Origin of the sequence: Janthinobacterium sp. SUN073, assembly GCF_030397665.1 — a bacterium.
Taxonomy (GTDB): domain Bacteria; phylum Pseudomonadota; class Gammaproteobacteria; order Burkholderiales; family Burkholderiaceae_D; genus Janthinobacterium.
In genome coordinates, this window is sequence record NZ_JAPUBT010000012.1 from 109,192 (window position 1) to 122,096 (window position 12,905).

Here is a 12,905-nt window from a genome sequence, read left to right on the forward strand (position 1 = left end):
ATGCACACCATCACTGACGCCTTCAAGGAAACACCCATGCTGTATATCGGTTTGATGTCGGGCACCAGCCTGGACGGCGTCGACGGCGCCCTGGTCGATTTTTCCGACGATGGCAGCGTGCGCAGCCTGGGCGACGCGTATATTGCCTTTCCCGCCAGCCTGCGCGCCGACCTGATGGCATTGCAAAGTGCTGGCCAGAATGAAATCGAGCGCGAAGCGCTGGCGGCGAATCAACTGGTGCGCCATTACGCCGACTGCGTCGCCATGCTATTGAGCAACGCGGGCATCGTCGCGGACGCCATCGCCGCCATCGGCGCGCATGGCCAGACCATCCGCCACCGCCCCGAGCTGGGCTTTACGCGCCAGTTGAACAACCCGGCTCTGCTGGCCGAACTGACGGGTATAGATGTCATCGCCGACTTGCGCAGCCGCGACGTGGCGGCCGGTGGCCAGGGCGCGCCGCTGGTGCCCGCTTTTCACCAGGCCATTTTCAATTTGCCCGGCCACACGCGCGTGCTGGCCAATATCGGCGGCATCAGCAATATCAGCGTGCTGCACGCGGACGGCACGGTGACGGGCTACGACACGGGCCCCGGCAATGCGCTGATGGATGGCTGGGCCCTGCGACACCTGGGTCAGCCGTACGATGCCAATGGCGCCTGGGCCGCCACGGGCAAAGTCTTGCCTGCCCTGCTGGCGGAATTGCTCAATGAAGCCTATTTTGACTTGCCGGCGCCGAAAAGCACGGGCCGTGACCTGTTCCATGCCGACTGGTTACAGGGCAAGCTGAGCAACTATCAGCACGCCACACCTGCCGACGTGCAGGCCACCCTGACCCAGCTGACGGCCGCCAGCCTGGCGCATGCCATCGCGCGCGATGGGGCGCAGGCGGAAAACGTGTATGTATGTGGCGGCGGCGCGCAGAACGCGAGCCTGATGGCGGCGCTGGCGCGCGCATTGCCGGGCATGGCGGTGGAGTCCACGCAAGCGCTGGGCGTGGCGCCCAGCCAGGTCGAGGCGCTGGCGTTTGCCTGGCTGGCCTGGCGCTTTACGCAGCGTAAACCAGGCAACTTGCCGGCGGTGACGGGCGCGGCGGGCTTACGCGTGCTGGGTGCGCTGTATCCGCGTTGAGCAGATGTAGAAACACAAATAGCGGATCAATGATCCGCTATTTTCTTGCTTTCCCCGTGTAGTGTGCTTAAACGGAGAAGGACGAGCCGCAACCGCAGGTGGACGTGGCTGTCGGATTCTTGATCACGAACTGCGCGCCTTCCAGGTCATCCTTGTAGTCGATTTCCGCGCCGACCAGGTACTGGTAGCTCATGGAATCGATCAACAGCTGGACGCCATTCTTGACCATGGTGGTGTCATCTTCATTGACGATTTCGTCGAAGGTGAAACCGTACTGGAAGCCGGAACAGCCGCCACCCTGCACGAAGACGCGCAATTTCAGGTCGGGATTGCCTTCTTCCTCGATCAGCTGCGCGACTTTTTCGGCGGCGCTATCGGTAAAGATGATAGGCGAAGGGATCACATCTTGCATTTCAGCGACTGCATTCATTTCAGACTCCTCAGAAAACATAGCCTCATTATAGACTGTTGGCACAACTCGCGCTGCGGCCGCCGCTGATGCCGCTGGGCGGTGTTGTTCCTGCTCACATTTCCGACACGGCCAGGTGCAGCACGGGGTCGGTGCTGTCGTGCCTGCTCAGTTTGCCTTGCACCAATGCGCCACTGTGCATTTCCAGCACCTTGTAATACACCTCTCCTACAATGCGGGCTTTTGGCTGTATTTCAAGCATTTCGGACACATACACGGGGCCATTGATCTCGCCGCTGACGACCAGGCTGGAGCAGCGCACCTCGCCATCGATGCGGCCCGCCTCGCCCAGCACCACATGCGTGGGTTCGCCCGGCTCGCCCGTGACGTTGCCGCGCACATGACCATCGATGCGCAAACCGCCGCAAAACAGCAAGTCGCCCTCGATCCGCGTGGAGGCGCCGATCAGGGTATCGATGGGGTTTTTAGCGTTGCGTTCGAACATGAACGTCATCCTGTCGGGGTAGGTGGCAGTCCAATTTATCACAGGTCCGGCAAAAAGGCGCCGGACCTGCGCAAGCACGCCTGCCTATTTTTACGGCAGCAGGGCGATATGTTGCAAACCGGCTGTTTCTTTCAGGCCAAACATCAAGTTCATGCACTGCACGGCCTGGCCCGATGCGCCCTTGACCAGATTATCCTGCACCACCAGCACGATGACGGTATTGCCGCCTTCGGGACGGTGCAAAGCCAGGCGCAGCATGTTCGAGCCGCGCGTGGAGCGGGTTTCCGGATGCGAGCCGAATGGCATCACATCGACGAATGGCTCATCTTTGTATTGCTCTTCGAACAAGGATTGCAATTCTTCATTGCTGACATCCTTGTTCAGCTGCGCGTACAGGGTCGAATGCATGCCGCGGATCATCGGCACCAGGTGCGGCGTGAAGGTCAGCGCCACTTTGTCGTCCGTGAAACGCTGCAATTGCGCCGTCGTTTCCGGCAGATGGCGGTGACCGGCCACGCCGTAGGCCTTGAAGCTGTCGCTGCTTTCCGAAAACAGGATGCCGATTTCCGCCTTGCGGCCGGCGCCGGACACGCCCGACTTGCAGTCGGCGATCAAGCCGCCCGTGTTGACCAGGCCCGCCTTGAGCAGCGGGTAAAAGCCCAGCTGCATGGTGGTCGGGTAGCAACCGGGGTTGGCGATCAGGCTGGCTTTTTTAATGTCTTCGCGGTTCAGTTCCGGCAAGCCATACACGGCCTGCTCGATCAGCTCGGGTGCCGTATGGGGAATCTTGTACCACTGCTCGAACTTGGCCTGGTCTTTCAGGCGGAAGTCGGCGGCCAGGTCGATGACTTTCACGCCGGCGGCCAGCAAGGCTGGAGCTTGCGCCATGGCAACACCATGCGGGGTGGCAAAGAAGACCACGTCACACTGTTCCAGATTCGCCTTGTCCGGCGAGGAAAACGCCAGTTTTACGTGGCCACGCAGGGAAGGATACATGTCAGCAACGGGCAAGCCATCTTCCTTGCGCGAGGTAATCGCCGTCAACTCGACATCTGGATGGGTAGCGAGCAAGCGCAGCAATTCCACGCCCGTGTATCCAGTGCCGCCGACGATGCCAACTTTGATCATGTTCTTTCCTTGTGTATAGATTGAGATTGCATAAAGATGAAGGGAAACGCTGCCCTTGCGGGTTTTCCGCGTATTTTACAGCGCAACGCAGAGTCACGCTGAAATGCAAAAAAGCCGCGGGACCGAAGTCCAGCGGCTTTTCGACCAGCACCTCGAAAGGTGCTGTAGCGTAAGAATTAACGCTTCGAGAATTGCTTTGCGCGACGTGCTTTGCGCAGACCAACTTTTTTACGCTCGACTTCACGTGCATCGCGTGTTACGAAGCCGGCTTTAGCCAGTTCCGGTTTCAACGCTGCATCGTAGTCGATCAGAGCGCGGGTGATGCCGTGACGAACTGCACCAGCCTGGCCCGACTCACCGCCGCCATGGACGTTGACTTTGATGTCGAAACGCTCGACATTGCCGGTCAGTTCCAGAGGTTGACGGATGACCATCAGACCCGTTTCGCGCGAAAAGTATTCGTTTGCTGGTTTGCCGTTAACAACGATCAAGCCTGTGCCAACTTTGATAAAAACCCGAGCCACTGCACTTTTGCGACGGCCGGTTCCATAATTGTAATTACCGATCATGTCAGTTCCTTAGAGAACAAGTGCTTTAGGTTGCTGAGCAGCGTGCGGATGGGAACCTTCCGCGTACACTTTCAGCTTCTTGATCATTGCGTAGCCGAGTGGGCCTTTAGGCAGCATGCCCTTGACCGCTTTCTCAAGCGCGCGACCTGGAAAACGCTGTTGCATTTTCTGGAAGTTGGTTTCGTAGATGCCGCCTGGATAGCCAGAGTGACGGTAGTAAATTTTCTCAGTAGCTTTGGTACCGGTCACACGCAGTTTGCCTGCGTTGATGACGACGATAAAGTCGCCGGTATCGACGTGAGGAGTAAATTCTGGTTTGTGTTTGCCGCGCAGTCGGAGTGCCACTTCGCTGGCAACACGTCCGAGGACTTTGTCCGTCGCGTCAACCACGAACCAATCGCGCTGGACTTCATGTCCTTTAGCGGAAAATGTTTTCATGTTGACTTCCTAATAGATTACACGCTCAAATGGTGGTTCCGCCGATGCTGCTATGCGGACTCTGCCTTATTTACTTTTCCTGAGCGAACGGAAAGCCGACAAGTATAAGCGGCTTTGCCTTGCCGCGTCAAGCCACGATGCAGACCGGCTGCGGGCTGGCAGGCGGCACATGGACAGGCATTCCTCTATTACAATACAAAACGCTTACAATTTTCGGAGAGTACGATGGAATGCAAAGTCAGCTGGAATGGCCCGTCGGGCATGAGTTTTCGGGCAGAAACCGGCTCCGGCCACCTGGTGACCATGGATGGCGCGCCCGATGGCGGCGGCCACAACCTGGCGCCACGCCCCATGGAAATGGTCTTGCTGGGCACGGGCGGCTGCACCGCCTATGACGTGGTGCTGATCCTGAAACGGGGGCGCGAAGCCGTCAGTGGCTGCGAAGTGACCCTGAAGGCCGAGCGTGCCGACACCGACCCGAAAGTGTTTACCAAAATCCACTTCCATTTCACCGTGCGGGGCAAGGCCCTGAAACCGACGGCAGTGGAACGGGCCGTGACTTTGTCGCACGACAAATATTGCTCGGCGTCGATTATGCTGGCGAAAACTGCCGAGATTACGCACTCGTTCGAGATTATTGAAGAATAATTCTTACCCCCAGCGACGAAATGCCGGGGTCGGACCCTGAGGGGGAATACGCCCCAGTGGGGCGTATTCCGATCCCGCAGGGACTGACCCGGCTCTTTTCTGCGTCTATATATAGTAAGCCGTCTTGGTCATGACCTTGCCCATCAGCCCCATCAGCGCCTTCACCGGCGCCGGGGTATCGATGGCGCCCAGGCGCTGGGCGGCGGCGCCATGTTCCACTTCATCGATGGCCATCTGTTTGACGATGGCGCGCGATTTCGCGTCCTGCGGCGGCAATTCCTGCAAGTGGCTGGCCAGGTGCGCTTCCACCTGGCGCTCCGTTTCCACCACGAAACCCAGACTGCGGCCGTCGCCCATGCGCGCGGCGATGGTGCCCAGCGCAAACGAACCCGCATACCACAGGGGATTGAGCAGGCTCAGACGCGAGCCCAGCTCCGTCAGGCGCTGCGCCGTCCAGGCCAGGTGGTCTTCCTCTTCGCGTCCCGCCTCGTCGAACTGGGCGCGGATGGCCGGGCTGTGCGCATAGCGCGCCTGCGAGTTGTACAGGGCCTGGGCGCACACTTCGCCGACGTGGTTGACGCGCATCAAGCCGGCGCTGTGGCGCTGCTCGGCCGCGCTCAGCTGCGCATCGGGCGCATGCGTGGCCGGAGTGGGGCGCGAGGCCGAAGCCACGCCCGCGATGACGCGCAAGGCCTTGTCGGCGCCAACAATCAAACGATCCAAGGGGTCAAAATGGCGGTTCGCGGTCATCGTGGCTATGCTCATGAGTAGTAAAGCATGAATTATAGGACGATCGGGGCCAGCCGTACCCACGCCACGCGCAGGGTGAACGGGGCTTTATTGACTTGTGCGCGCTTTTTCCTGCTCGATCCAATCGACCACGGGGCCGACGGCGTCCAGGCCGGACAGGCTTTTCGCCACGCCCAGGTTCAGTGAAACGAGAAAGGAAATGCTGTCGACGGGAATGTCCGGGCAATGCTCGGCAAACGCGGCGCGAAAACGCTCCGACTGCAGCACGCGCAAGACTTTCTCGCCACTCATGAATTGCAGCACGCTAGCAATGCTGTGCCCGCCACCTAGCGAGTGGTAGATAAAGCGGTTGTACTTCGCGTCGATCTGCTTGAAATCGAGCGCTTCTTCCGTCATCAGGCCGGCCAGGTAGTACAAGCCGAGGCTGACACGGAAGAAACCGATGGCTTCGGCACTGGTCATGCCGGCGCGCGCCACGGACAGTACCTTGTCCTGCATCGCCTGATCGATCGTTCGCATTGCACTCTCCCGCGCCGTCCGCCGGCGCCCACCGGGCCAGCTTGCATGAAGATGCTGCTTTTTTCAATAGACCAAACGATATTTCCACCTTGCAAGTTACATTTTTTGCATGCTACTCTCGTTCTTCACCGTCAAATGGATGAAGCACATGATAGAGGTCAAGCACCTGGCAAAACGTTTCCGCATGCCTCCCCACAAGGGCAAGGGCGTGCACGTCAGCGATCCGCGCGAACATGAGGGCTGGTTTCACGCCGTGCGCGACGTCAGTTTCAGCTGCGCCCCGGGCGAGGTGCTGGGCCTGCTGGGCCCGAATGGCGCCGGCAAGACCACCACCTTGCGCCTGCTGTCGACGGCCCTGCAAGCGGACGCGGGCAGCGCCCTCGTCAACGGCGTCGATGTGCTGCGCCAGCCGCTGGTGGCGCGCCAGAGCATCGGTTTCCTGTCCGGCTCGACGGGCTTGTATGGGCGCCTGACGGCGCGCGAGAACGTGGAATATTTCGGCCGCCTGCATGGCATGCCGGCCGACAAGCTGAAACGCCGCTGCGACGAGCTGTTTGCCCTGCTGCACATGGAGGAATACGGCGGCAAGCGGGCCGATCAGTTGTCGACGGGCATGAAACAGAAGTGCGCGATCGCCCGCACCGTCGTGCACGAGCCGCAGGTGGTGATCCTCGACGAGCCGACCACGGGCCTCGATGTGATGTCGGCCAAGATCCTGCTCGACTTCATCGCCAGCTACAAGGCGCTGCGCGTGCCGCTGATCTTTTCCACGCACCACCTGCACGAGGTGGAAAAACTGTGCGACCGCGTCTGCATCATCAACCGCGGCACCACCGCCTTCAATGGCACGGTCAACGAACTGCGCCACCTGGGCGGCAGTACCGATCTGTACGATGCCTTCGTCAGCGTCATCAACCAGGGAACCTGAGCCATGTGGACCATTTATCTGAAAGAGTTGCTGGAACTCACGCGCGACCGCAAGACGCTGATTTTCACCATCCTCATCCCCATCTTTGCCATGCCGCTGATCTTTGGCGGCTTCGCTTATGTTTCAAACAATATGTTCAAGAACGCCAAGACGGCGGAAATGCGCTATGCGCTGTTCGGCAAGGACCATTCGCCGGGCTTGAGCGCGCGTTTTGCGCAGCAGCACAACTTGCGCGAAGTGCCGCTGGCCAGCGAGGCGGAGATTCGCCGCGCCATCGGCGATGACAGCATCAAGTTCGCCGTCGTCATTCCGCCGCATTTTGAAGAGGCGCTGCAGCAACGGCAACAGGCCAAGGTGGTACTGCACTACAACAGCGCCAGCACGGTCGACGTGACCCTGCAGCGGGTGCGCGAGATCGTCGAGGCCTACAACACCAGCCTGCGCGAAAGCGCGCTGTCGGCCCTGAAGCTGAGTCCGGCCCAGCTGGCCTTCGCCCTGCACCCCATCGTGCTCGACAAGCAGTCGACGGCCAATGAGCGTGAGCAGATGGGCGCCATCGTCGGCGGCATGCTGCCCTATCTGCTGCTGATGGTGTGCCTGACGGCGGCCATGTATCCGGCCATCGACCTGGGCGCCGGCGAAAAGGAGCGGGGTACGCTGGAAACCCTGCTGCTGGCGCCCGTGCCGCGCAGCGCCATCGTGCTGGCCAAGTTCCTCGTGCTGTTTACGGTGGGCATGACCTCGGCCGTGCTGATGGTGGGCAGCATGGGCGCCCTGCTGGCCATCTTCGGCAGTTCGCTCGAAGGCAACATGGCCGTCATGGTGCGCAGCATCGGCTTGCCTGACCTGGCCATGGTGACCCTGATGCTGGTGCCGACGGCCGCCATCTTTGCCTCGCTGCTGCTGTCGATCTCGATCTACGCAAAAAGCTACAAGGAAGCGGCCGGCATGATCACGCCATTGATGCTGTTCGTCATCCTGCCCACGGTGGCGGCGATGCTGCCCGGCGTCGAGCTGAACTGGATATGGGCCATGGTGCCGCTGACCAACGTGTCGCTGGCCATGAAGGAGCTGGTCAAGGGCACCATGGATTACCGCATGTTCGGCGTGATCCTGGCCTCGACCACGGTGATCGCGGGCGCGCTGCTGATGCTGTGCCGCTGGTGGTTTAACCGGGAATCAGTACTGTTCCGTAATTGATACTCACGCGGCGCGCCAGCGGGGCAAAACAGCCCCCGATATGGCGCGCCATCCACCCCGCCCATCTGCACTCTGGGCACGCGAAAATGCCGTGTATCGCATGCAACTGCCCAGTACGTCTTAAATTCAATACAATGCCAGCATAGAGTAGCCCTGTAGCATCGGGCAACAACGCATGAGTCAGGAGTTGTATGGAATTGCAGATTCGCAAATTGTCGAAGACCTACGCGAATGGCGTGGTGGCGCTGGATAACGTGTCGCTGACGATACCGCCCGGGATGTTTGGCTTGCTGGGCCCGAATGGCGCCGGCAAGTCGACCCTGATGCGCACCCTGGCCACCCTGCAGGAGTGCGATTCCGGCTCCATCTTCTTCGGCGACTACGACGTGCTCGACGACAAGGACGAGATCCGCCGCATGCTGGGCTACCTGCCGCAAGACTTCGGCCTGTATCCAAAAGTGACGGCGTACGAGCTGCTCGACCACTTCGCCATGCTGAAAGGGCTGTCGCAGCGGGCGCGCCGGCGCGAGGTCGTCGATGGCCTGTTGCAGCAAACCAATCTGTTCGACGTGCGCCACCAGCGCCTGGGCAGCTTTTCCGGCGGCATGCGCCAGCGCTTCGGCATCGCGCAAGCCCTGCTGGGCGACCCGAAACTGATCATCGTCGACGAGCCGACGGCCGGCCTCGACCCGCAAGAACGCGTGCGCTTCCATAATCTGCTGTCCGATATCGGCGAAGACAAGACGGTGATCCTGTCGACCCATATCGTGTCCGACGTGGCCGACCTGTGCGCCAACATGGCCATCATCAACAAGGGCCATTTGCTGCTGTGCGGCAAGACCCAGGAATTGATCGATGAAGTCAGCTGCAAGATCTGGGCGCGCTTTGTCGAAAAGAAAGAACTGGCCAGCTTCCAGCAGCGCCACGCCGTCATTTCCACGCGCTTGCTGTCGGGCCGCACCCTGATCCACGTCTACAGCGACGACGACCCGGGCGACGGCTTCGAGGAAGCCATCGGCGACCTGGAAGACCTGTATTTCGCCACCATTGCCGGGCGCCACCGCGTCGCCCCGCAGTGCGACTGAGGGGGCGGCCATGTTTGCCATCGCCCGCTTTGAAGCGCGACAGCGGCTCAAGCTGCTGTCCACCTGGGTGTATTTCGCCATGTTCCTGGCCCTGGCCATGCTGTGGATGGCCGCCGCCGGCGGCGTCTTCAAGGAAGCGAGCATCAGTTTCGGCGGCAAGTTCCTGATCAACGCGCCCCGCTCGCTGGCGTTCACGTGCAGCCTGCTGGGCTGCTTCGGCGCCGTGGTGGTGGCCGCCATGATGGGCCGCTCGGTGCAGCAGGATTTCGAGTACGGCATGCAGCACTTCTTCTTCAGCGCGCCGATCAAAAAATACCAGTACGTATTTGGCCGCTTCCTCGGCGCCTATCTGGTGCTGGCCGTGGTGTTTTCCAGCATCGTCATCGGGGCCTGGCTGGGCGCCTGGCTGCCCGGCATCGATCCCGAACGGCTGGGGCCGCAACGCGCGCTGGCCTATTTGATGCCGTATGTCTTTACCCTGCTGCCCAACCTGTTCATCTTCGGCGCCATCTTCTTCGTCATCGCGGCCCTGACGCGGCGCATGCTGCCCGTGTACATCAGCTCGGTAGTCATGCTGATCGGCTACCTGGTGGCGCCCTCGCTGGCGCGCGACCTCGACTACAAGACCCTGGCCGCCCTGATCGACCCCTTCGGCACCACGGCGCTGATACGCCTGACGGAATACTGGCCGAATGCGGAGCGCAACACGCGCCTGGTGACCCTGGAGGGCGTGTATTTGCTGAACCGCGCCATCTGGTCCGGCTTCGCCCTGGTGGCCTTGCTGCTCGGCTATTGGCGCTTCCAGTTCCACGCCACGACGGACGCGGGCGCCAGCAAGCGCCGCAGTGACGGCGATGTGCCGCTGCGCCTGTCGAGCGCGTCGCTGTCCACGCAGGAAGCGCCTGATTTTGCGCAGCGCAACCTGGCCGCCCTGCTCGTCAAGATGAGCTGGCTGAACCTGCGCGAAACCATCAAGAACATTTATTTTGTCGTCATCGTGCTCGCTGGCGTGCTGACCATGTATGCGGGCGCGCTCGACATGGGTTCCATGTACGGCACGAATACCTATCCGGTGACGGAAAAAGTGCTGGACATGGTCAGCGCCTCGTTCGCCCTGTTCATGCTGATCATTACCACCTTCTATGCGGGCGAACTGGTGTGGCGCGAACGCGAGACCAGCATCCAGCTGATGCTCGACGCCCTGCCCGTGCCAAACTGGCTGCCGCTGCTGTCAAAGCTGTTCGCCCTGATCGGCCTGCAAGCATTGCTGAGCCTGGTCATCATGCTGTGCGGCATGTCGATCCAGGTCTTCAAGGGCTATTACCGCCTCGACCCCGGCCTGTACCTGGAATCGCTGTTCCTGTCGCACCTGCCCTACTACGCACTGATCGCCGTGCTGGCCATCTTTTTGCAGGTAGTGATCAATCACAAGTACCTGGCGTATTTCGCCATGATTCTGTACCACATCGCCAGCATCAGCTTTGCCTCGCTGGGCCTGGGCGACCCGCTGCTGCTGTACGGCAGCACGCCGGACTTCATCTATTCAGCCATGAACGGCGCCGGCCACTATGTGTTGCGCGAGCGCTGGTACTTGCTGTACTGGAGCGGCGCGGCCATCATGCTGACGGTGCTGTCGCTGCTGCTCTGGCCCCGCGGCGCGCAGGATAGCTGGCGCATCCGCTTGCGCCTGGCGCGCCACGGCCTGACGCAAGGCGTGCTGGCCAGCTTTGCCATCGGCCTGTTGATTTTCGTCAGCGCCGGCGGCGTGCTGTTCTACGTCTTTCACGTGGCCAACGATTACCAGTCCGAATTCGCCCGCGATGCGGACCGCGCCAGCGTCGAGCGCCAGTACCGCAAGTTTGCCGCCACGCCGCAGCCGAGAATCACCGACGTGAAACTCGACGTGGCCATCTACCCGGCGCAGCGCACCCTGGCCGTCACGGGCCGCTATGTGCTGCAAAACAAGACCAGCCTGCCGATCAGCCACATTTTTGTGCAGCAAGACCCCACCGCCACCATGCGTCTGCGTTTTGATGCGCGCGTGCACCCTGGCCTCGATGACGGAAAGCTGGGCTTTTACAGCTACCGCCTGGCCACGCCGCTGGCGCCGGGCGCCAGCCTGGGCCTCGATTTCGACATTGCCTATGCGCCGCGCGGCATCTTCGGCCTGGGCCAGGACACGCCCGTCGTGGCCAACGGTACCTTCTTCACGAATGCCGTGCTGCCGCACATCGGCTACCAGCCGCAGCTGGAATTGACGGACCCGCGCGACCGCAAGAAACACGGCTTGCCGGCGCGCGAACGGGCCTTGCCGCGCGACGATGCACGGGGACTGGCCGACAATTACGTCAGCATGGACGCCGACCGCATCAACTTTGACGCCACCGTCAGCACCGTCGATGGCCAGACGGCCATCGCGCCGGGCATGCTGGACAACGACTGGATCGCCAAAGGCCGCCATTACTTCCATTACACGATGGACCAGCCTATCCTGAATTTCTACGCGTTCCAGTCGGCCCGCTACGCCGTCAGACACGAGCGCTGGCAAGATGTGGCCATCGACGTGTATTACCATCCTGGCCATGAGTACAACCTCGATCGTTTCGTGCGTGGCAGCAAGGAAGCGCTCGATTACTACACGAAAAACTTCGGCCCCTACCAGCACAAGGTCTTGCGCATCGTCGAATTCCCCCGCTACGCCACGTTTGCGCAGTCGTTCCCGAACACGATTCCGTACTCGGAAGGCCTGGGCTTCATCGCCAAGGTGGACGACAAGAATCCGAAAGACCTCGACTATCCGTTCTACGTCACGGCGCATGAAGTGGCGCACCAGTGGTGGGCGCATCAATTGGTGGGCGGCAACACGCGCGGCGCCACCGTGCTCAGCGAAACCCTGGCCGAATATTCGGCCCTGATGGTGATGAAAAAAACCACGGGACCGGCCAAGATGCGCCGCTTCCTGCGCTATGACCTGAATCAATACCTGAGGGGACGCAGCGAAGAACGCAAGAAGGAGCTGCCGCTGGCCGAGAATGAAAACCAGGCCTATATCCATTACCACAAGGGCAGCCTGGCCATGTATTTGCTGCAGGACATGATCGGCGAAGACAAGGTCAACGGCGTGCTGCGCGAGCTGCTGAAGACGTATGGCCAGAAGGGACCGCCGTATGCGAGCGTGACGGCGCTGGTGCAGGGCTTGCGCCAGGTCACGCCGCCCGAGCAGGCTTACCTGATCGATGACCTGTTCGAGAAGATCGTGCTGTTCGACAACCGCGCCCTGTCGGCCACGGCCACCAAACGCGGCGATGGCAAGTACGCCGTCACCCTCAAGGTGCAGGCGAGCAAATTGACGGCCGGCGAACAGGGCGAGGAACACGACGCGCCCCTGCACGACTGGATCGAGATCGGTGTCGACGACGCGAATGGCCTTCCGCTGCTGCGCGAACGCCTGCGCATGACGGCGCGAGAAGCGAGCTACACCGTCATCGTCGGCAGCCGGCCCGGCAAGGCGGGCATCGATCCCGACAACAAGCTGATCGACCGCAAGCCCGATGACAATATGGTCACCGTCGAGCTCGACGAACCATGACGAAAA

The 12,905-nt window shown here is 61.0% G+C and carries 13 protein-coding genes; 6 read left to right on the plus strand and 7 right to left on the minus strand.

Translation table 11 applies throughout. The annotated features are described in order from the left end of the window. Positions 1–1,131 carry an anhydro-N-acetylmuramic acid kinase gene (locus O0882_RS24830; RefSeq protein ID WP_289952345.1) on the plus strand — a complete coding sequence of 377 codons (1,131 nt, stop codon included), beginning with the start codon at positions 1–3 and terminating at the stop codon, positions 1,129–1,131. Between the two features lie 67 nt (positions 1,132–1,198). On the opposite strand, the gene erpA is transcribed toward O0882_RS24830, so the two are convergent. From erpA to rplM, 5 genes are all read right to left on the minus strand, one after another. Then, the gene (erpA, locus tag O0882_RS24835; RefSeq protein WP_029496047.1) at positions 1,199–1,561 is read right to left on the minus strand and encodes an iron-sulfur cluster insertion protein ErpA; all 363 of its coding nucleotides are present in this window, start codon (positions 1,559–1,561) and stop codon (positions 1,199–1,201) included. Positions 1,562–1,655: 94 nt separating this feature from the next. After that, positions 1,656–2,045 (minus strand): polymer-forming cytoskeletal protein, encoded by a 390-nt coding sequence (locus tag O0882_RS24840; RefSeq protein ID WP_289952346.1) that lies wholly within the window; start codon positions 2,043–2,045, stop codon positions 1,656–1,658. A 90-nt stretch (positions 2,046–2,135) separates the two neighbouring features. Further along, positions 2,136–3,173, minus strand: coding sequence for an N-acetyl-gamma-glutamyl-phosphate reductase (gene argC / locus O0882_RS24845; RefSeq protein WP_289952347.1), 1,038 nt, complete (start codon positions 3,171–3,173; stop codon positions 2,136–2,138). A 176-nt stretch (positions 3,174–3,349) separates the two neighbouring features. Continuing rightward, positions 3,350–3,742 (minus strand): 30S ribosomal protein S9, encoded by a 393-nt coding sequence (gene rpsI, locus O0882_RS24850; RefSeq protein ID WP_010393285.1) that lies wholly within the window; start codon positions 3,740–3,742, stop codon positions 3,350–3,352. 9 nt (positions 3,743–3,751) lie between these two features. Continuing rightward, entirely contained in the window at positions 3,752–4,180 is a 429-nt protein-coding gene (gene rplM / locus O0882_RS24855; protein ID WP_010393282.1) for a 50S ribosomal protein L13, read from the minus strand. Positions 4,181–4,405: 225 nt separating this feature from the next. Between rplM and O0882_RS24860 the strand changes: the two genes are divergently transcribed. Next, positions 4,406–4,828, plus strand: coding sequence for an OsmC family protein (locus O0882_RS24860; protein WP_071079492.1), 423 nt, complete (start codon positions 4,406–4,408; stop codon positions 4,826–4,828). Between the two features lie 105 nt (positions 4,829–4,933). Here the strand turns inward: O0882_RS24860 and coq7 are convergent, their stop codons facing one another. Then, complete coding sequence (gene coq7 / locus O0882_RS24865; RefSeq protein WP_289952348.1) at positions 4,934–5,578, minus strand: 2-polyprenyl-3-methyl-6-methoxy-1,4-benzoquinone monooxygenase; 645 nt, start codon at positions 5,576–5,578, stop codon at positions 4,934–4,936. A gap of 87 nt (positions 5,579–5,665) precedes the next feature. Next, complete coding sequence (locus O0882_RS24870) at positions 5,666–6,097, minus strand: hypothetical protein (protein ID WP_289952349.1); 432 nt, start codon at positions 6,095–6,097, stop codon at positions 5,666–5,668. Between the two features lie 148 nt (positions 6,098–6,245). Here O0882_RS24870 and O0882_RS24875 point away from each other — a divergent pair, with 148 nt between their 5' ends. The 4 genes from O0882_RS24875 (at position 6,246) to O0882_RS24890 (ending at position 12,899) form a co-directional block, all read left to right on the plus strand. After that, on the plus strand, positions 6,246–7,025 hold the full coding sequence (locus tag O0882_RS24875; RefSeq protein ID WP_289952350.1) for an ATP-binding cassette domain-containing protein: 780 nt from the start codon (positions 6,246–6,248) through the stop codon (positions 7,023–7,025). Between the two features lie 3 nt (positions 7,026–7,028). After that, positions 7,029–8,225 (plus strand): ABC transporter permease, encoded by a 1,197-nt coding sequence (locus O0882_RS24880; protein ID WP_289952351.1) that lies wholly within the window; start codon positions 7,029–7,031, stop codon positions 8,223–8,225. A 191-nt stretch (positions 8,226–8,416) separates the two neighbouring features. Further along, positions 8,417–9,310, plus strand: a complete 894-nt coding sequence (locus O0882_RS24885; RefSeq protein ID WP_096233797.1) for an ABC transporter ATP-binding protein — start codon at positions 8,417–8,419, stop codon at positions 9,308–9,310. Positions 9,311–9,320: 10 nt separating this feature from the next. Beyond that, positions 9,321–12,899, plus strand: a complete 3,579-nt coding sequence (locus tag O0882_RS24890) for a M1 family aminopeptidase (RefSeq protein WP_289952352.1) — start codon at positions 9,321–9,323, stop codon at positions 12,897–12,899. Positions 12,900–12,905 lie beyond the last annotated feature (6 nt).

Coding starts and splice junctions, on each gene's coding strand:
- erpA (WP_029496047.1), bottom strand. CDS start 1,561: ATGAATGCAGTCGCTGAAATGCAAGATGTGATCCCTTCGCCTATCATC.
- O0882_RS24875 (WP_289952350.1), top strand. CDS start 6,246: ATGATAGAGGTCAAGCACCTGGCAAAACGTTTCCGCATGCCTCCCCAC.
- O0882_RS24860 (WP_071079492.1), top strand. CDS start 4,406: ATGGAATGCAAAGTCAGCTGGAATGGCCCGTCGGGCATGAGTTTTCGG.
- coq7 (WP_289952348.1), bottom strand. CDS start 5,578: ATGACCGCGAACCGCCATTTTGACCCCTTGGATCGTTTGATTGTTGGC.
- O0882_RS24840 (WP_289952346.1), bottom strand. CDS start 2,045: ATGTTCGAACGCAACGCTAAAAACCCCATCGATACCCTGATCGGCGCC.
- rpsI (WP_010393285.1), bottom strand. CDS start 3,742: ATGATCGGTAATTACAATTATGGAACCGGCCGTCGCAAAAGTGCAGTG.
- rplM (WP_010393282.1), bottom strand. CDS start 4,180: ATGAAAACATTTTCCGCTAAAGGACATGAAGTCCAGCGCGATTGGTTC.
- O0882_RS24885 (WP_096233797.1), top strand. CDS start 8,417: ATGGAATTGCAGATTCGCAAATTGTCGAAGACCTACGCGAATGGCGTG.
- argC (WP_289952347.1), bottom strand. CDS start 3,173: ATGATCAAAGTTGGCATCGTCGGCGGCACTGGATACACGGGCGTGGAA.
- O0882_RS24890 (WP_289952352.1), top strand. CDS start 9,321: ATGTTTGCCATCGCCCGCTTTGAAGCGCGACAGCGGCTCAAGCTGCTG.
- O0882_RS24830 (WP_289952345.1), top strand. CDS start 1: ATGCACACCATCACTGACGCCTTCAAGGAAACACCCATGCTGTATATC.
- O0882_RS24870 (WP_289952349.1), bottom strand. CDS start 6,097: ATGCGAACGATCGATCAGGCGATGCAGGACAAGGTACTGTCCGTGGCG.
- O0882_RS24880 (WP_289952351.1), top strand. CDS start 7,029: ATGTGGACCATTTATCTGAAAGAGTTGCTGGAACTCACGCGCGACCGC.